Here is a 16,209-nt window from a genome sequence, read left to right on the forward strand (position 1 = left end):
GCCACCGCCGTGACGACCTCCTCCCCGACACCTACGGCGAGACCGGCCGCCGCGCGTCCGGCCCACCGCGACGGCAACGTGCTGCGCTGGCTCGCCGCCTACACGTCGTCGATGGTCGGCGACAACGTCTACTGGATCACCCTGTCCTGGGCCGCGGTCCAGTCCGGGACGCCCGCGCAGGCCGGGCTCGTGACGGCCGTCAGCGCGCTGCCGCGAACCCTGCTGATGCTGGCCGGTGGAGTGGTCGCCGACCGGTTCGGCCCGCGCCGCGTCGTCATCGGCAGTGACGCCGTCCGCTGCGCGGCCGTGCTCGGGGCGGCGGCGCTGCTGTTCCTCACCCGCCCCGGCCTATGGCCGCTGACCGCTCTCGCCCTGGTGTTCGGGACCGTCGACGCGGTGTTCATGCCCGCCGTGGGCGCCCTGCCCGCGCGGATCACCCGGACGGACCAGCTGGCGCGGGTGCACGGCATGCGGGGCATGGCGATCCGGCTCGCGAGCGTCACCGGCGCACCGCTCGGCGGCCTCGCCGTCGCGCTCGGCGGCGCGGCGGCCGCCTTCGCCCTCGCCGGGCTGCTGATCGCCCTGTCCCTGCCCCTGCTGATACGCGTGCGGGTGCGCGGGCTGCCCACCGGCGACGGCTCCGGCGCCGCCGCCGGTACCGCCTGGCACGACCTGGTGGCGGGCCTGCGCCACATCCGCCACCACCGCGTTCTGGCCCCGCTGCTGCTGACCATCGCGCTCGGCGACCTCGGCTTCGTCGGCCCGTTCAACGTGGGCCTGACCCTGCTCGCCGACGAACGGGGCTGGGGTGCGCCGGGAATGGGCTGGGTGCTGGCCGGCTTCGGCGTCGGGGCGGGGGCCGCCTCGCTGCTGCTGGCCGTGCGCGGCAGGGTCCCGTACGCGGGGCGGGTCACCGCGTACGCCGTCCTGGCGGGCTCCGTGGCGATCGGTGCCCTGGCCTTCGTCCCGGGCGTCCTCGCCGCCGTCGGCGTGGCGCTGCTCGTCGGCCTGCTGGCCGGGCTGAGCGGCGCCCTGTGCGGTGCGCTGCTGCAGACCCTGACCGACCCCGTCTACCTCGGCCGGGTCACCGCCGTCGCCGGCCTGGTCAGCCTCGGCCTGGCGCCGCTCGGCATGCCGCTGTCCGCCGCCGCGATCGGGGCGTGGGGGACCGGCCCGGTGTTCGTCGCCAGCGCGGCCGTCTGCGGCCTCGGCGGGGTGGTCGCCCTGGCCGTCCGCGACCTGCGCCGCGCCGAACTGCCCCGCTGAACCACCGGACGCCCGCACCGGCCCACCGCGACACCGTCGCCGGGCGGACCGGTCCGCCCGGCCCGCACGAGCCCCTGCCCCACCGGTCGGCCGGTCCGGAGAGGCCCGGTGGACCGGGCCGGTCGGCTGGTCCGGACGAGCCCGGTGGATCCGGCCGGTCCGCCGGCCGCGCGAGCCCGCTGCCCCACCGGTCCGGACCACCCGCTGAACTCGGCCCGGCTCAGAAGCCCAGCTGCCTCGTCTCCCGCAGCGCGGCGATGGAGCCCTTGTCCCCGTCCAGCTCCACCCGGGCCTGGTCCTGGCGGCCGAAGGCGAACAGCAGCAGCTCGGACGCCTCGCCGGTCACGGTCACCACCGGGGTGCCCCGGCGCGCGACGACCGTCTGCCCGTCGGGGCGGCGCAGCACCACGCCCGTCGGCACGCCGCGGCCGAGCAGCCGCGCGACCCGCTCCAGACGGGACCACAGAGTGTCCTGGAAGACGGCGTCGAGCTCGCGCGGGGTCCAGTCGGGCTGGGCACGGCGGACGTCCTCGGTGTGGACGTAGAACTCGACGGTGTTGGCCGCCTCGTCGATCTGCTTGAGCTGGAAGGGCGAGAAGCGCGGCGGGCCGGTACGGATGAGCCGGACGAGCTCCTCGTAGGGCTTGGCCGCGTACTCCTCCAGGACTCTGTCGTGACGGGGTGCGAGCTGCTTGATCAGCGCTCCCCCGGCCGCGTCGGGACGGCGCTCGCGCACCACCAGGTGCGCCGCCAGATCACGTGTCCGCCAGCCCTCGCAGAGGGTGGGGGCGTCCGGACCGGTGGTCTCCAAGAGGTCGGCGAGCAGGAGCCGTTCACGCTTGGCGAAGGTCGACATGCGGGTCAGCCTACGGCCACGCGCCTGCTCCGCCCACCCGTCGCCGCCCGGCTCGCCGTGCCGTGCCGGCGGTGGCGTCCGCGTTCAGCCGGTGGACCGGCGGGACGGGGGCCCCGCTCCGCGCGGCACAATGGCACTCATGACCAGCACGCCTCCTCCCAGCAGCCTCGACCCCGGGATCGCCGCGCGCCTCAAGCGCAGCGCCGACGGACTCCTCCCCGCGATCGCCCAGCAGTACGACACCGGCGAGGTGCTGATGCTCGGCTGGATGGACGACGAGGCGCTCCACCGCACGCTGACGACCGGCCGCTGCACCTACTGGTCGCGCAGCCGTCAGGAGTACTGGGTCAAGGGCGACACCTCCGGGCACGTCCAGCACGTCAGGTCCGTCGCCCTCGACTGCGACGCCGACACCCTGCTGGTCAAGGTCGACCAGGTCGGCGCCGCCTGCCACACCGGTGAGCGCACCTGCTTCGACGCCGACGTCCTGCTGAAGGACACCGAGGCCGGCGCGCCGGCCTCGGATCAGTAGGGTCGGCCGCCATGGACCTCGAGACCTTCCGCAAGCTGGCCACCGACCGTCGGGTCATCCCGGTCACGCGCAAGCTCCTCGCCGACGGTGACACCCCGGTCGCCCTCTACCGCAAGCTCGCCGCCGAGCGCCCCGGCACCTTCCTGCTGGAGTCCGCGGAGAACGGGCGCTCCGCGTTCACCTGGTCCCGGTACTCGTTCGTCGGTGTCCGCAGCGCCGCCGCCCTCACCGAGCGCGACGGGCAGGCCCACTGGCTCGGCACCCCGCCGGTCGGCGTCCCCGCCGAGGGTGACCCCCTCGCCGCCCTGCGGGCCACCGTGGAGGCCCTGCACACCCCCCGCGACCTCGCCGACGACCTGGGCCTGCCGCCCTTCACCGGCGGCATGGTCGGCTATCTCGGCTACGACGTCGTGCGCCGTCTGGAGAAGATCGGCCCCGGCGAGCGGGACGACCTGCGGCTGCCCGAGCTGACGATGCTGCTCACCTCGGACCTCGCGGTCCTCGACCACTGGGACGGCACCGTCCTGCTGATCGCCAACGCGATCAACCACAACGACCTCGACACCGGCGTCGACCAGGCACACGCCGACGCGATCGCCCGTCTGGACGCCATGGAGGCGGACCTGTCCCGCCCGGTCGCCCAGCCGCCGGCCGCCCTGCCGCCCTCCGAACTTCCCGAGTACACCGCCCGGTGGGGCGGCGAGGACTTCCGGGCGGCCGTGGAGGACGTCAAGGAGCGCATCCGCGCGGGCGAGGCCTTCCAGGTGGTGCCCTCGCAGCGGTTCGAGACGCCGTGCACGGCCGGCGCGCTGGATGTCTACCGGGTCCTGCGGGCGACCAACCCATCGCCGTACATGTACCTGTTCCGGTTCCCGAGCGCGGACGGGGAGGCGTTCGACGTGGTCGGCTCGTCCCCCGAGGCGCTGGTGAAGGTCGAGGACGGGAGGGCCATGGTGCACCCCATCGCGGGCACCCGGCCGCGCGGCGCCACCCCGCAGGAGGACCAGGCCCTCGCCGAGGAGCTGCTGGCCGACCCCAAGGAGCGCGCCGAGCACCTGATGCTGGTCGACCTCGGACGCAACGACCTCGGACGGGTCTGCGAGCCCGGCTCCGTGGAGGTCGTCGACTTCATGTCCGTCGAGCGGTACTCGCACGTCATGCACATCGTCTCGACCGTGACCGGCCGGGTCGCCACCGGCCGCACCGCCTTCGACGTGCTGACGGCCTGCTTCCCGGCGGGCACCCTCTCCGGAGCGCCGAAGCCGCGGGCGATGCAGATCATCGACGAACTCGAACCCTCCCGGCGCGGGCTGTACGGCGGCTGCGTCGGCTACCTCGACTTCGCGGGCGACTCCGACACCGCCATCGCCATCCGCACGGCGCTGCTGCGCGACGGCACGGCCTACGTCCAGGCCGGAGCGGGCATCGTGGCCGACTCCGACCCCGTCGCCGAGGACACCGAGTGCCGCAACAAGGCGGCCGCCGTGCTGCGGGCGGTGCACACCGCCAACCGGCTGGGGCGGTAGGGGCAGGCGGACCCGAGCCGGCTGGGCGGTAAGGGGGGCCGGGTGACGGTTCGCCCGGGGTTCAGGCGATAGTGGACCACGTGACTGCTGTACCCCACCCCCGTCCCGAAGCCGCCGCCTCCGCCCGGCCCGCCCGCTGCAGCCTCGCCGCCGCCCTGCTCAGCGGCGCCCTCGGCGCGGCCGTGGCCCTGCTGGCCACCCGGCAGCGCTGGGCGGAGGGCACCGCGACGGTGGCCGGCGGCGCCTTCCCCCTGACCGCGAAGGGCAGCGACATCACGGGCGTGCCCGCGGCGCTGGCGATAGTGGGCCTGGCCGCCCTCGTGGCCGTCTTCGCCGTCCGCCGCGCCGGCCGCGTCGTCGTGGCCGCCCTGCTGACCCTGTCCGGCGCGGGCGTCCTGGCGGCGGCCCTGACCGGAGCCCACGACGCCTCCGCACTCGACGAGAAGGCCGCGCAGGCCTCCGGCGACACCGCGGCCACCGCGGCCGCGCTGACCCACACCGGCTGGCCGTACGTCGCCGCGGCCGGCGGTGCCCTGATCCTCCTCGCCGGTCTCCTGGCCCTGCGCTTCGGCGGGCGGTGGCCGGCGATGTCCGGCCGCTACGAGCGCTCGGGAGCGCCCCGCGCGCGGGCGCCGCGTCCCGTCGACCCCGACCGCCCCGAGGACCTGTGGAAGGCCCTCGACCGAGGCGAGGACCCGACCGGCACCGGACCGGCCTGACGTCCGGGGCCCCGCGGCCGCCGTCCCGCGGTGGTGGAACGGGCGCGGCGAGGACCGACCCCCGCTGACGCCGGCCGGGCGCGTACGGGACAATGGGCGAAGAGCGTCCGGCTCGGACACGTACACAGCAACGAGGAGCAAGTCATGGCGGGCAGCAGCCACGGTCACACCCCGGCCGCCTGGACCGGTGTCATCATCGCCTTCATCGGTTTCTGCGCCGCGGGCGCTTTCATGGTGATGGCTCAGCCGGTCGGCTTCTGGGCCGGTATCGCGGTCGTGCTGCTCGGCGGTGTCGTCGGCGGCATCATGCGCATGATGGGCCTGGGGCAGAAGAGCGAGCACCCGGTGCACCAGGTCGGCCCCAAGAGCGAGGCGCACGCCAGGAGCTGACGGTCCGTACGGGCGGACCCGTACCACCTGGGCCGAGGGGCGGACCCGGCGCCGGCAGGCGCGGGGTCCGCCCCTCGCGCGTGCCGTGGCGAGAGCCGCGGCCACGGACCCGCACGGCGGCCGGACCCGCCGGCGCCACCGCCGCCGCGCACGCGTGCGGCCCACGGGGCAGAATGCGAGGCGTGAACGCCGACAGCCGCAGGGGGACGCCGACCCCCCGTCCGAGGGGCGCGCGGGACCGCGGCGCCGCGCCGGACCGGGCCGGTGCCGTGCTGCGGCGGCTGGCCGTCCCCGGGGCGGTGCTGGCCGCCGTCGCCGGCGCCTTCGCCTACGTCGGCACCGTGGATCCCGGCGAGCCCGGTCACTACCCCGCCTGCCCGCTGCTGCGCTACACCGGCCTGTACTGCCCGGGCTGCGGCGGACTGCGCAGCGCCCACGCCGTCGTCCACGGGGACGTCCTCGCCGCCCTGCGGGACAACGCCCCGGCCGTCGCCGGCTACGCGGCCTTCGCCGTCCTGTGGACCGTCTGGGTGATCCACGCGGCACGCGGACGGCCCCTGCGGGCCGAGCCCCACCCGGCGCTCCTGTGGAGCCTCGGCGCCGCGCTGCTGGCGTTCTCCGTTGTCCGGAACCTGCCCTTCGGTGGCTGGCTCCGCCCTTGATCAACTGGCGGATGTCCAGGTAGTGGGACCGCCGAGGACCGGATGCGGGGTCACCACCCCGCTCCGGATACCATCGCAGTGACCACCGGTTTCGTCTGCCGAGGCGGGCCGCCGGCGGCAGCTCGACCCGCTTGAACAGTCAACCGTCTGGAAGGGGGCCGCTCGCGTGAGTGTGCTCGACGAGATCATCGACGGAGTCCGTGCCGACCTCGCGGAGCGGCAGGCGCGCGTCAGCCTCGACGAGCTCAAGGAGCGCGCGGCCAAGGCGTCACCGGCGAAGGACGGGGTGGCCGCCCTGCGCGGCGACGGCGTCAAGGTGATCTGCGAGGTCAAGCGCTCCAGCCCGTCGAAGGGCGCGCTGGCCGCGATCGCCGACCCGGCCGCGCTCGCCGCGGACTACGAGGCGGGCGGCGCGGCCGTCATCTCCGTCCTCACCGAACAGCGCCGCTTCGGCGGCTCGCTGGCCGACCTGGAGGCCGTCCGGGCCCGGGTCGACATCCCGGTGCTGCGCAAGGACTTCATCGTCACCTCCTACCAGCTCTGGGAGGCACGCGCGCACGGCGCCGACCTCGCCCTGCTGATCGTCGCGGCCCTGGAGCAGTCGGCCCTGGAGTCGCTGATCGAGCGCGCCCAGTCCATCGGCCTCACCCCGCTGGTCGAGGTGCACGACGAGGACGAGGCCGACCGCGCGGTGGACGCGGGCGCCAAGGTGATCGGCGTCAACGCCCGCAACCTCAGGACGCTGGAGGTCGACCGCGGGACGTTCGAGCGGATCGCGCCGGAGATCCCGGACAGCATCGTCAAGGTCGCCGAGTCCGGTGTCCGCGGCCCGCACGACCTCATCGCCTACGCCAACGCCGGTGCCGACGCGGTCCTGGTGGGCGAGTCCCTCGTCACGGGCCGCGACCCGAAGACGGCCGTCGCCGACCTGGTGGCCGCCGGGGCGCACCCGGCGCTGCGGCACGGCCGGGCCTGAGCGGTGCCGGGCCTGCGGACGGCCGTCCGCCGGTAGAGTGTGCCGTGATGACGCTTCCGATCACCGAGCCCAGCAGGGACCCGTACGCCCGCCTCGCGCGGGGCTGCCGGCCCCGGGGCTGCCGTGCGCCCGCGCGCCGCGTGCACGGGCGCCGGGTGCGGTACGTCATCGGTGACGAGCCGGGCCAGGTGAACGGGATGCGATGGCGCCGCCGGCGTGTGCATGCGTCCGGGGTGAGCTGAACCGCCTCTTCCGGTGACCGCCGGGTGAGCCGGCCCGGGTACCCGTGTATCGGTCGTCCGCCCGCCGGTCGGCGACGCCGGTCCACGCCGCCGTGACGGCTCGCCGTTCGGCGGCCCGCGAACGGCGGACACGGCACCGGGTGGGGGAGGACCCGCCGGGCCGGCCGCACTCAGGCGCGGCGGCACCCGGCTCGTGTGGTCCTGCTCCGGACGCTCCGTGTCCCGGGGTCCACACCGCCTCCGCCGCGCGGCGCCTGCCGCCGACGGCGACGGGCCCGGGACCGCCTTCGTCCACAGGGCACCGTCCGGGACACCGACCGGGAAGGCCACCGTGCCCCCGCCGCCCGTCGGGCCGGGCGGAGGCGCTGCAGAGTCCCGGACAGCACGCGCACCCGACTACCGTGATCCTTGGGCCCTGCCCGCATCCGTCTCCGCCTGCCCGCCCCCTCGGGGCGGACGACGGCGCCGTGCCCGCAGGACCCTGTTCCGACCGACCCCGGGGCTGACGCCCCTGCGAGGTAATGGCATGCCCAGCGAGTTCTTCATCCCCGACCCGGATGGCCGGGTCCCCAGCGCCGAGGGCTACTTCGGCGCGTTCGGCGGCAAGTTCATCCCGGAGGCCCTCGTCGCCGCCGTGGACGAGGTCGCCGTCGAGTACGACAAGGCGAAGGCCGACCCCGAGTTCGCCCGTGAGCTCGACGACCTGCTCGTCCACTACACCGGCCGCCCCAGCGCCCTGACGGAGGTCCCGCGCTTCGCCGAGCACGCCGGCGGCGCCCGCGTCTTCCTCAAGCGGGAGGACCTCAACCACACCGGCTCCCACAAGATCAACAACGTGCTCGGCCAGGCCCTGCTCACCCGGCGCATGGGCAAGACCCGCGTCATCGCCGAGACCGGCGCCGGGCAGCACGGTGTCGCCACCGCCACCGCCTGCGCGCTCTTCGGCCTCGACTGCACCATCTACATGGGCGAGATCGACACCCGGCGCCAGGCCCTGAACGTGGCCCGGATGCGCATGCTCGGCGCCGAGGTGGTCGCGGTGAAGTCCGGCAGCCGCACCCTGAAGGACGCCATCAACGAGGCGTTCCGTGACTGGGTCGCCAACGTCGACCACACCCACTACCTCTTCGGCACCGTCGCCGGACCCCACCCCTTCCCGGCCATGGTCCGCGACTTCCACCGCGTCATCGGCGTCGAGGCCCGCCGCCAGCTCCTGGAGCGCACCGGCCGCCTCCCCGACGCCGCCGTCGCCTGCGTCGGCGGCGGCTCCAACGCCATCGGCCTCTTCCACGCCTTCATCCCCGACGAAGGCGTCCGCCTGGTCGGCTGCGAGCCCGCGGGTCACGGCGTCGAGACCGGTGAGCACGCGGCCACCCTGACCGCCGGCGAGCCGGGCATCCTGCACGGCTCCCGCTCCTACGTCCTGCAGGACGAGGAGGGCCAGATCACCGAGCCGTACTCCATCTCCGCCGGGCTGGACTACCCGGGCATCGGCCCGGAGCACGCCTACCTCAAGGACTCCGGCCGCGGTGAGTACCGCGCGGTCACGGACGACGCGGCCATGCAGGCACTGCGCCTGCTCTCGCGCACCGAGGGCATCATCCCGGCCATCGAGAGCGCCCACGCGCTGGCCGGCGCCCTGGAGGTCGGCCGGGAACTGGGCGGGGACGGGCTCATCGTGGTCAACCTCTCCGGCCGCGGCGACAAGGACATGGACACCGCCGCCCGCTACTTCGGCCTGTACGACACCGACGCCACCGTGGCCGCGGACGCCGACGCCGACGCCGCCGAGATCGAGGAGGACGCCAAGTGAGCGGGAACCTCCAGCTGCTGACCGACACCCTCGCCGCCGCCCGGGCGGAGGACCGCTCGGCGCTCATCGCCTACCTCCCGGCGGGCTTCCCCACCGTCGACGGCGGCATCGAGGCGATCAAGGCCGCCTTCGACGGCGGCGCCGATGTCGTGGAGGTCGGGCTGCCGCACAGCGACCCCGTCCTCGACGGACCGGTCATCCAGACCGCGGACGACATCGCCCTGCGCGGCGGCGTCAAGATCAAGGACGTGATGCGCACCGTCAAGGAGACCCACGAGGCCACCGGCAAGCCGGTGCTCGTCATGACGTACTGGAACCCGATCGACCGCTACGGCGTCGAGCGGTTCACCGCGGAGCTCGCCGAGGCCGGCGGGGCGGGCTGCATCCTGCCCGACCTGCCCGTCCAGGAGTCGGCGCTGTGGCGCGAGCACGCTGAGAAGCACGGCCTGGCGACGGTCTTCGTCGTGGCGCCGAGCAGCAGGGACGCACGGCTGGCCGAGATCACCGCGGCGGGCTCCGGCTTCGTGTACGCCGCCTCGCTCATGGGTGTCACCGGTACCCGCGACTCGGTGGGCACGCAGGCCCGGGACCTGGTCCGGCGCACCCGCGCCACCGGCACCGGCCTGCCGGTCTGCGTCGGGCTCGGCGTCTCCGACCGGGCCCAGGCGGCCGAGGTGGCCGGCTTCGCCGACGGCGTGATCGTCGGCTCGGCCTTCGTCAAGCGGATGCTGGACGCGCCGGACGACGAGGCCGGTGTCGAGGCCGTCCGCCGGCTCGCCGGCGAGCTGGCGCGGGGCGTGCGCGGCCAGGCGTAGGGGCCGGCGGCCGGGGGCCGTCCAGATCATTCGGTCACTCGAACGGGTGGACCTGGGACCGGGGAGGCGCGCTACGCCTCCCCGGTTCGTTCTGGGGGTGTGAGCGAGAAGAACCGTGACGGAAAGCGGACCGCCCGGGAGCGGCTGGCGGTCGAGCGGGAGAAGCAGAAGTCCTCGGAGAAGCGGCGACGGGCGCTGATCGTGGGCGCCGGCGTCGTCTGCGTCCTGGCCCTGGCGGCGGTGATCGGCATCGTGGCCGCGAACTCCGGCAAGGACAAGAACAAGACCAGCACCGCGGGCCCGGTGGTGGCACCCGCGGGCGCGCAGGGCAAGGACAGCCTGGCGATCCCGGTGGGCAAGGACACCGCGAAGTCGACGCTCACCGTGTGGGAGGACTTCCGCTGCCCGGCCTGCCGGGGCTTCGAGTCGGCATACCGCTCGACGATCCACGAGCTGACCGACGCGGGGAGCCTGAGGGCCGAGTACCACCTGGTCACTCTCATCGACAGCAACCTCGGCGGCAGCGGCTCCCTGCGCGCGGGCAACGCCGCCGCCTGCGCGCAGGACGCCGGCAAGTTCCCGCCGTACCACGACGTGCTGTTCGACAACCAGCCCAAGGAGACCGACGACGCCTTCGCGAGCAACGACAAGCTGATCAAGCTCGCGGGCAAGGTCGAGGGCCTGGACACCCCGGCCTTCCGCAGCTGCGTCAAGGACGGCAGACACGACAGCTGGGTGCAGAAGTCAGAGAAGGCGTTCGAGGCCGGCCGGTTCTCGGGCACACCGACCGTCCTGCTGAACGGCAAGAACGTCTACAAGGACCGGACGATGACCCCGGCGAAGCTGAAGCAGATGGTCCAGAACGCCGACAAGGGATGAGGACCGTGGAGGGAACATGCGGCCTTTCACGCACCGCCCGTTATGGACCCGTAGCCGAGCAGCCGGCCGTGCGGCCGGTCCCGCTGCGGTAGCGTCGACCCTGCCATGGAACTTGCCTACATCCCCAGCCCGTCGCGCGGAGTGCTGTACCTCGGCCCCATCCCGCTGCGCGGCTACGCCTTCTGCATCATCATCGGTGTCTTCGTCGCCGTCTGGCTCGGCAACAGGCGCTGGATCGCCCGTGGCGGGCGCAGCGGCACGGTGGCCGACATCGCTGTCTGGGCCGTCCCGTTCGGCCTGGTCGGCGGCCGGCTCTACCACGTCGTCACGGACTACGAGCTGTACTTCAGCGAGGGCCGTGACTGGGTGGACGCCTTCAAGGTCTGGGAGGGCGGCCTCGGCATCTGGGGTGCGATCGCGCTCGGCGCGCTGGGCGCGTGGATCGGCTGCCGCCGCCGTGGCATCACGCTGCCCTCCTACGCCGACGCCGTCGCGCCGGGCATCGCCTTCGCGCAGGCGATCGGCCGCTGGGGCAACTGGTTCAACCAGGAGCTCTACGGGCGCGAGACGCATGTTCCGTGGGCGCTGGAGATCACCTCGTCGGCCGACGGCCGCGTGCCCGGGTACTACCACCCGACGTTCCTGTACGAGTCCCTGTGGTGCCTCGGTGTGGGCCTCCTGGTCATCTGGGCCGACCGCCGCTTCCGGCTGGGTCACGGCCGGGCGTTCGCCCTGTACGTCGCCGCGTACTGCGTCGGCCGCGCCTGGATCGAGTACATGCGGGTCGACGACGCCCACCACATCCTGGGCCTCCGCCTGAACGACTGGACCGCGCTCGGCGTGTTCCTGCTGGCCGTGGCGTACATCGCGATCTCCGCGAAGAAGCGGCCGGGCCGGGAGACCGTGGTGGAACCGGGTGCCGAGCCCCTGGACGGCGACTCCGGCGCCGCGGCCGAGACCGAGGCCGCCGCCGACGGCGCCGGGAAGGCCGCCGCCGAGGACAAGACCACGGCCGGCGGCAGGACCGCTGCCGACGGGAAGACCGCCGCCGGTGAGAGTACCGGCGCGGACGGCGAACCCGACGCAGACGCCTCCGCCGCGGTGGAGGACGAGGCCGCGCCGTCGAGCGCGAACGACGACACCGCGTCGGCGGACGGGAAGGACGAGGCCACGTCGTCCGGTGTCAGGGACGGGGCCGGATCGGCGGCGGCGAAGAAGGGCTGACGCCCCTGCCGTGCCACGAGAACGAGGACGAGGGCGCCCGGGACTTTCCGGGCGCCCTCGCCGTGCACGGGCAGGCGAAGAGGCGCGGTGGATGGGTTCTTCGGGCGTCAGCATCTGCGCGCCAGGGACAGGGTGCGCTGCGCCGCCGCCACCACCGCTGCGTCGACGAAGCGGCCGTCCGGCAACGCCTGGGCGCCCTGCCGTGTCGTGGCCGCCTTGATGATCGTCTCGGCCTCCTCCAGCTCCCGCTCGGTCGGAAGGTAGGCCCGCTCGATGATCGGCAGCTGGCCCGGGTGGATGGCCGCGCGGCCCAGGAAGCCCAGCCGGCGGCCGTGGGCGCAGGACGCCGCCAGCCCCTCCAGGTCCCGGATGTCGGGGTGCACGCACTGGGTGGGCGGTGCGAGTCCGGCCGCCCGCGCGGCGACGACCACCCGGGCGCGGGACCAGTCGAGGCCCGCGTCGTCCAGGACCCCGAGGTCGGCCCGCAGGTCCGCCTCGCCGATCGACACGCCGCGCAGCGACCCGTGGGCCGAGGCGACGGCGAAGGCGTGCTCGATGGCGAGGGCCGATTCGAGGAGCGCGTACAGCGGCGGTCCCGTCCCGCCGGCGGGCGCGCGGGGCCCCTCGCCGTCCGGGTGCGCCGTGCCCCGCGCCGCCGTCGCCGTGCGCTCGGCGACACGCGCCACCTGCTCGGCGGAGCTCACCTTCGGCAGCCGCAGCCCGGCGAGTCCGGGGAGGTACGCGATCGCGTCGAGGTCGGCCGCCGCGAGCGGCCCGTCGAGGGCGTTCACGCGGACGTGGACCGGGACCGGCGCCGGCTCGCTCAGGAGTTCGGCCGTGGCGTCGCGGGCGTAGTCCTTGCGGTCCGGGGCGACGGCGTCCTCGAGGTCGACGACGACGATGTCGGCGCCGGACGCCAGGGCCTTGGCGACGACGTGGGGGCGGTCGCCGGGGGCGTAGAGCCAGGTCAGCGGGAAGGGGGCGGCGGGCGTCACAGGGCGCCCTCCGCCCGCAGCGCCGCCAGCTCCGCCGGGGTGAGGCCCAGCTCGGTGAGTACCGCCTCGGTGTCCGCGCCGTGCGGGCGGCCCGCCCAGCGGATCGCGCCCGGGGTGGCGGAGAGCCGGAAGAGGACGTTCTGCATGCGCAGCGCGCCCAGCTCGGGGTCGTCGACCGTCGTGATGGTGCCCAGGGCCTGGTACTGCGGGTCGGTCATCACGTCCCGGACGTCCTGGACCGGCGCGATCGCCGCCTCCGCCTTCTCGAAGGCGGTCAGCACGTCGGTGCGGGTGTGCCGGGCGATCCAGCCCCCGACCGCCGTGTCCAGGACGTCCGCGTGCCGGGCCCGGCCCTCGCCGGTGGCGAACCACGGCTCGTCGACCAGCTCCGGACGGCCCACCAGGTGCATCACGCGTTCGGCCACCGACTGGGCCGAGGTGGACACGGCGACCCAGGTGCCGTCGGCCGTGCGGTAGGTGTTGCGGGGCGCGTTGTTCTGAGTGCGGTTGCCGGTGCGGGGCTGGACGTGGCCGAGCTGGTCGTACCAGAGGGGCTGGGGTCCGAGGGCCGTCAGGATCGGCTCGATGATCGCCATGTCCACCACCTGGCCACCGCCCGCGCGCTCACGCGCCGCCAGCGCGGTCATCACCGCGTACGCGGTGGCCAGACCGGCGATCGAGTCGGCCAGGCCGAACGGCGGGAGCGTCGGCGGCCCGTCCGCTTCGCCGGTGATCGCGGCGAAGCCGCTCATCGCCTCGGCGAGGGTGCCGAAGCCGGGGCGGTGGGCGTAAGGGCCGAACTGGCCGAAGGCGGTGACGCGGGCGAGGACCAGCCGGGGGTTGACGGCGGACAGCTCCGGCCAGCCGAGGTCCCACTTCTCCAGGGTGCCGGGGCGGAAGTTCTCGACGATCACGTCGGCGGTGGCGGCGAGGCGCAGCAGGGTGGCGCGGCCGCCCGGCCGGGACAGGTCCAGGGTGATCGCGCGCTTGTTGCGGCCGAGCAGCTTCCACCACAGGCCGACGCCGTCCTTGGACGGGCCGTGACCGCGGGAGGGGTCCGGCTTCGCGGGATGCTCGACCTTGATCACCTCGGCGCCGAAGTCGCCGAGCATGGTGGCGGCGATCGGGCCGGCGAAGAGGGTCGCGAGGTCCAGGACGCGCAGGCCGGCCAGCGGGGCGGCGGGCTGCACGGCACCGGTCGCGGCGGCGGGCTGCGGGGTGGCGCCGGCCGGCGGTGCGGCGGGCTGCGCGGCGGCGGGACGGGGGGTGGGGCGGGATGCGGTCATGACGGGCGCCCCGTCCCGCTTCCGGTGCGGTGGCACGGCGCCGGCGGTGACACGTCGCGGTCGGTCATGGGCGGGACGCCTCCAGGAAGGTGAGGTGGGCCAGGTGGTCGAAGCCGGTGCCGTCGAAGTCGCCGACGCAGGTGGCCAGCCGGTTCTTGAGCGGGCCCGTCCAGCGCTCGGGCAGGGCGGCGGGACTCCCGGCGAGCAGGCCGGCGATGCCGCCGGCCGTGGCGCCGTTGGAGTCGGTGTCCCAGCCGCCGGAGACGGCACGGCAGACGGAGCCCGCGAAGTCGCCGTCGGCGTGGGTGAGGGCGGCGGCGGTCAGGGCGGTGTTGGGGACGGCGTGGACCCAGTGGTAGGTGGGGGAGTGGGTGGCGTGCAGTTCGTCCACGACCGCGTCGAAGTCCTCGTGCGTGCGCGCCAGCCGCACGGCGTGCCGGACCGCCCGGGCGAGCCGGGAGCCGTGCGGCACGACGCTCAGGCCGGCGGCCAGGCAGGCGTGGACGTCGTGGTCGCCGGTGGCCGCGGTGGCGACGACGGCGGCGGTGAACATGGCCGCGTAGACGCCGTTGGCGGTGTGGGTGAGGGTGGCGTCGCGGTGGGCCTGCTCGGCGGCGGCCGCGGGGTCGCCGGGATTCGTCCAGCCGTGCACGTCGGCGCGGATCAGCGCGCCGATCCACTCCCGGAAGGGGTTGCGGTGACGGGCGGTGCGAGGGGGTTCGACGCCGGTGAGCAGGTTGCGGTAGGCGACGCGTTCGGCGGTGAAGGTGCGGCCGGCGGGCAGGACGTCGAGCCAGAGGCGGGCCACGTCGGCGGTGGTGAAGGTCCGGCCGTGGCGTGCGAGCAGCAGCAGGCCGACCAGCGGGTAGTCGAGGTCGTCGTCCTCGGGCATGCCGTCGATGTTCTCGGCGAGCGAGGTCGCCGCGGAGCGCCGGTTCCACGGGTACCGGGCGGCCAGGTCTGCGGGCAGGCCGTGGGCGGTGAACCAGGTGGTGAGGGGCCAGTTGCCGGTGGCGCGGGCGAGGAGGCGGATGCCGGTCAGGGGCAGCTTCTCGACGGGCTTGCCGAGCAGGCAGCCGGCGGCGCGGCCCAGCCAGGCGGCCTCCAGCCGGGTGCGCAGCGACGGGCCGGGCGCGCCCGCCGCGCGCCGGGCGGGCCAGGCGGGGCAGCCGGCCCTGATCCCCGGCAGGTCCGTCGGCTCCGCCTCCGCCAGCCTGCTCGGCAGCTCCGCCAGCTCGTCCAGCAGGTCCTCCGCGAGCAGACGCAGGTAGCGCGAGGGCCGCTCGGGCGAGGCGCCCGCCCGCGCGGGCGCCTGCGGGCCGCCCGCGGCGCGCCAGCGGGCGGCGACGGCCGACGGTTCGCGGCCGTCCTGGGCGGCCTGGCGCAGCTCGTGGCCGAGCAGGTCCTCCGGCTGCACCCAGGTCAGCCGGAGCACGCCGTGCCCCCGATCCGGGCGAACGCCTCCTCGTGCGCGCGCCGCCGCCGGACGTCCCGCGCGAAGACCTCCCGGGTCACGCCGGCCAGCGTGCGGGCCGGCTCCCACAGGTCCAGGCGGCTCGCCTGCGCCACCGTCGTCGCCCACTCCGCGGGGACCGGGCAGCCGAGCGCGCCGGCCAGCGCGCCCGCCATCGTGGCGATGGAGTCGCAGTCGCGGCCGTAGTTCACCGCGCCCAGCACCGCGTGGCGGAAGTCGCCGCCGGAGACGACCAGCATGCCGAGCGCCACGGGCAGTTCCTCGACGGCGTGCAGACGGGAGGGACGGCGGGCGCCCAGCGACGGGCTGCGGTAGTCGGGGCCCACCGTGTCGAAGGGCGCGACCGCCTCCCGCAGCGGGTCCAGCGCCGACTCGAAGTCCGTGTGACGGGCGGCGGTCTCGCACACCGCCTCGATCGCCGCCCGCGTGCCGTCCTTCGCCAGGGACAGGCAGGCGGCGACCACCGAGTCCGGTGTCGCGCCGGGCGTGCAGGCCGCCGCCACCGCACGATGACCGAACACCGCCCGCCCCGTCGCGAGGGCGTGGGCGAGGGA

At 75.1% G+C, this 16,209-nt stretch carries 17 protein-coding genes; 12 read left to right on the forward strand and 5 right to left on the reverse strand.

Going from position 1 to position 16,209, the window contains the following annotated elements; genetic code table 11:
- Positions 1 to 9 precede the first annotated feature (9 nt).
- Complete coding sequence (locus ACWDNY_RS26060) at positions 10 to 1,266, forward strand: MFS transporter (RefSeq protein ID WP_451648223.1); 1,257 nt, start codon at positions 10 to 12, stop codon at positions 1,264 to 1,266.
- Between the two features lie 220 nt (positions 1,267 to 1,486).
- Here ACWDNY_RS26060 and ACWDNY_RS26065 read toward each other — a convergent pair whose 3' ends face one another.
- Positions 1,487 to 2,122, reverse strand: a complete 636-nt coding sequence (locus tag ACWDNY_RS26065; RefSeq protein ID WP_451648224.1) for a TIGR03085 family metal-binding protein — start codon at positions 2,120 to 2,122, stop codon at positions 1,487 to 1,489.
- A gap of 139 nt (positions 2,123 to 2,261) precedes the next feature.
- On the opposite strand from ACWDNY_RS26065, the gene hisI reads away from it, so the two are divergent.
- The 11 genes from hisI (at position 2,262) to lgt (ending at position 11,900) form a co-directional block, all read left to right on the forward strand.
- Positions 2,262 to 2,654, forward strand: coding sequence for a phosphoribosyl-AMP cyclohydrolase (gene hisI / locus ACWDNY_RS26070; RefSeq protein ID WP_451648225.1), 393 nt, complete (start codon positions 2,262 to 2,264; stop codon positions 2,652 to 2,654).
- Positions 2,655 to 2,665: 11 nt separating this feature from the next.
- Complete coding sequence (locus tag ACWDNY_RS26075; protein ID WP_451648226.1) at positions 2,666 to 4,180, forward strand: anthranilate synthase component I; 1,515 nt, start codon at positions 2,666 to 2,668, stop codon at positions 4,178 to 4,180.
- 71 nt (positions 4,181 to 4,251) lie between these two features.
- The gene (locus ACWDNY_RS26080) at positions 4,252 to 4,899 is read left to right on the forward strand and encodes a TIGR02234 family membrane protein (RefSeq protein WP_451648227.1); all 648 of its coding nucleotides are present in this window, start codon (positions 4,252 to 4,254) and stop codon (positions 4,897 to 4,899) included.
- 144 nt (positions 4,900 to 5,043) lie between these two features.
- A complete protein-coding gene (locus tag ACWDNY_RS26085; RefSeq protein ID WP_451648228.1) occupies positions 5,044 to 5,289 on the forward strand; it encodes an HGxxPAAW family protein in 246 nt (81 codons plus the stop codon).
- 173 nt (positions 5,290 to 5,462) lie between these two features.
- Complete coding sequence (locus ACWDNY_RS26090; RefSeq protein WP_451648229.1) at positions 5,463 to 5,951, forward strand: DUF2752 domain-containing protein; 489 nt, start codon at positions 5,463 to 5,465, stop codon at positions 5,949 to 5,951.
- A 166-nt stretch (positions 5,952 to 6,117) separates the two neighbouring features.
- A complete protein-coding gene (gene trpC, locus ACWDNY_RS26095; protein ID WP_451648230.1) occupies positions 6,118 to 6,927 on the forward strand; it encodes an indole-3-glycerol phosphate synthase TrpC in 810 nt (269 codons plus the stop codon).
- 47 nt (positions 6,928 to 6,974) lie between these two features.
- Positions 6,975 to 7,169, forward strand: coding sequence for a tryptophan biosynthesis modulator TrpM (gene trpM / locus ACWDNY_RS26100; protein WP_451648231.1), 195 nt, complete (start codon positions 6,975 to 6,977; stop codon positions 7,167 to 7,169).
- Between the two features lie 526 nt (positions 7,170 to 7,695).
- A complete protein-coding gene (gene trpB, locus ACWDNY_RS26105) occupies positions 7,696 to 8,982 on the forward strand; it encodes a tryptophan synthase subunit beta (protein ID WP_451648232.1) in 1,287 nt (428 codons plus the stop codon).
- Positions 8,979 to 9,797 (forward strand): tryptophan synthase subunit alpha, encoded by an 819-nt coding sequence (gene trpA / locus ACWDNY_RS26110; protein ID WP_451648233.1) that lies wholly within the window; start codon positions 8,979 to 8,981, stop codon positions 9,795 to 9,797. The genes trpB and trpA overlap by 4 nt, the downstream gene beginning before the upstream one ends.
- Positions 9,798 to 9,896: 99 nt before the next feature.
- Positions 9,897 to 10,676 carry a DsbA family protein gene (locus ACWDNY_RS26115; protein WP_451648234.1) on the forward strand — a complete coding sequence of 260 codons (780 nt, stop codon included), beginning with the start codon at positions 9,897 to 9,899 and terminating at the stop codon, positions 10,674 to 10,676.
- A 105-nt stretch (positions 10,677 to 10,781) separates the two neighbouring features.
- Positions 10,782 to 11,900 (forward strand): prolipoprotein diacylglyceryl transferase, encoded by a 1,119-nt coding sequence (gene lgt / locus ACWDNY_RS26120; RefSeq protein WP_451648235.1) that lies wholly within the window; start codon positions 10,782 to 10,784, stop codon positions 11,898 to 11,900.
- A gap of 107 nt (positions 11,901 to 12,007) precedes the next feature.
- Here lgt and ACWDNY_RS26125 read toward each other — a convergent pair whose 3' ends face one another.
- From ACWDNY_RS26125 to ACWDNY_RS26140, 4 genes are all read right to left on the reverse strand, one after another.
- A complete protein-coding gene (locus ACWDNY_RS26125; RefSeq protein WP_451648236.1) occupies positions 12,008 to 12,895 on the reverse strand; it encodes an HpcH/HpaI aldolase/citrate lyase family protein in 888 nt (295 codons plus the stop codon).
- Positions 12,892 to 14,181 carry a CaiB/BaiF CoA transferase family protein gene (locus ACWDNY_RS26130; protein WP_451648237.1) on the reverse strand — a complete coding sequence of 430 codons (1,290 nt, stop codon included), beginning with the start codon at positions 14,179 to 14,181 and terminating at the stop codon, positions 12,892 to 12,894. Before ACWDNY_RS26130 ends, ACWDNY_RS26125 begins: the two co-directional genes overlap by 4 nt.
- Positions 14,182 to 14,245: 64 nt before the next feature.
- Complete coding sequence (locus tag ACWDNY_RS26135) at positions 14,246 to 15,616, reverse strand: ADP-ribosylglycohydrolase family protein (protein WP_451648238.1); 1,371 nt, start codon at positions 15,614 to 15,616, stop codon at positions 14,246 to 14,248.
- The coding region (locus ACWDNY_RS26140) for an ADP-ribosylglycohydrolase family protein (protein ID WP_451648239.1) at positions 15,604 to 16,209 on the reverse strand (606 nt) is incomplete at its 5' end. The genes ACWDNY_RS26135 and ACWDNY_RS26140, both read right to left, overlap by 13 nt.

Source organism: Streptomyces sp. NPDC003697 (assembly GCF_053587115.1).

What these genes read in the sequence shown, in the direction of transcription:
- ACWDNY_RS26075 (WP_451648226.1), top strand. Translation starts at nt 2,666, where the DNA reads ATGGACCTCGAGACCTTCCGCAAGCTGGCCACCGACCGTCGGGTCATC.
- trpM (WP_451648231.1), top strand. Translation starts at nt 6,975, where the DNA reads ATGACGCTTCCGATCACCGAGCCCAGCAGGGACCCGTACGCCCGCCTC.
- ACWDNY_RS26130 (WP_451648237.1), bottom strand. Translation starts at nt 14,181, where the DNA reads ATGACCGCATCCCGCCCCACCCCCCGTCCCGCCGCCGCGCAGCCCGCC.
- trpB (WP_451648232.1), top strand. Translation starts at nt 7,696, where the DNA reads ATGCCCAGCGAGTTCTTCATCCCCGACCCGGATGGCCGGGTCCCCAGC.
- lgt (WP_451648235.1), top strand. Translation starts at nt 10,782, where the DNA reads ATGGAACTTGCCTACATCCCCAGCCCGTCGCGCGGAGTGCTGTACCTC.
- ACWDNY_RS26065 (WP_451648224.1), bottom strand. Translation starts at nt 2,122, where the DNA reads ATGTCGACCTTCGCCAAGCGTGAACGGCTCCTGCTCGCCGACCTCTTG.
- hisI (WP_451648225.1), top strand. Translation starts at nt 2,262, where the DNA reads ATGACCAGCACGCCTCCTCCCAGCAGCCTCGACCCCGGGATCGCCGCG.
- ACWDNY_RS26090 (WP_451648229.1), top strand. Translation starts at nt 5,463, where the DNA reads ATGCGAGGCGTGAACGCCGACAGCCGCAGGGGGACGCCGACCCCCCGT.
- ACWDNY_RS26085 (WP_451648228.1), top strand. Translation starts at nt 5,044, where the DNA reads ATGGCGGGCAGCAGCCACGGTCACACCCCGGCCGCCTGGACCGGTGTC.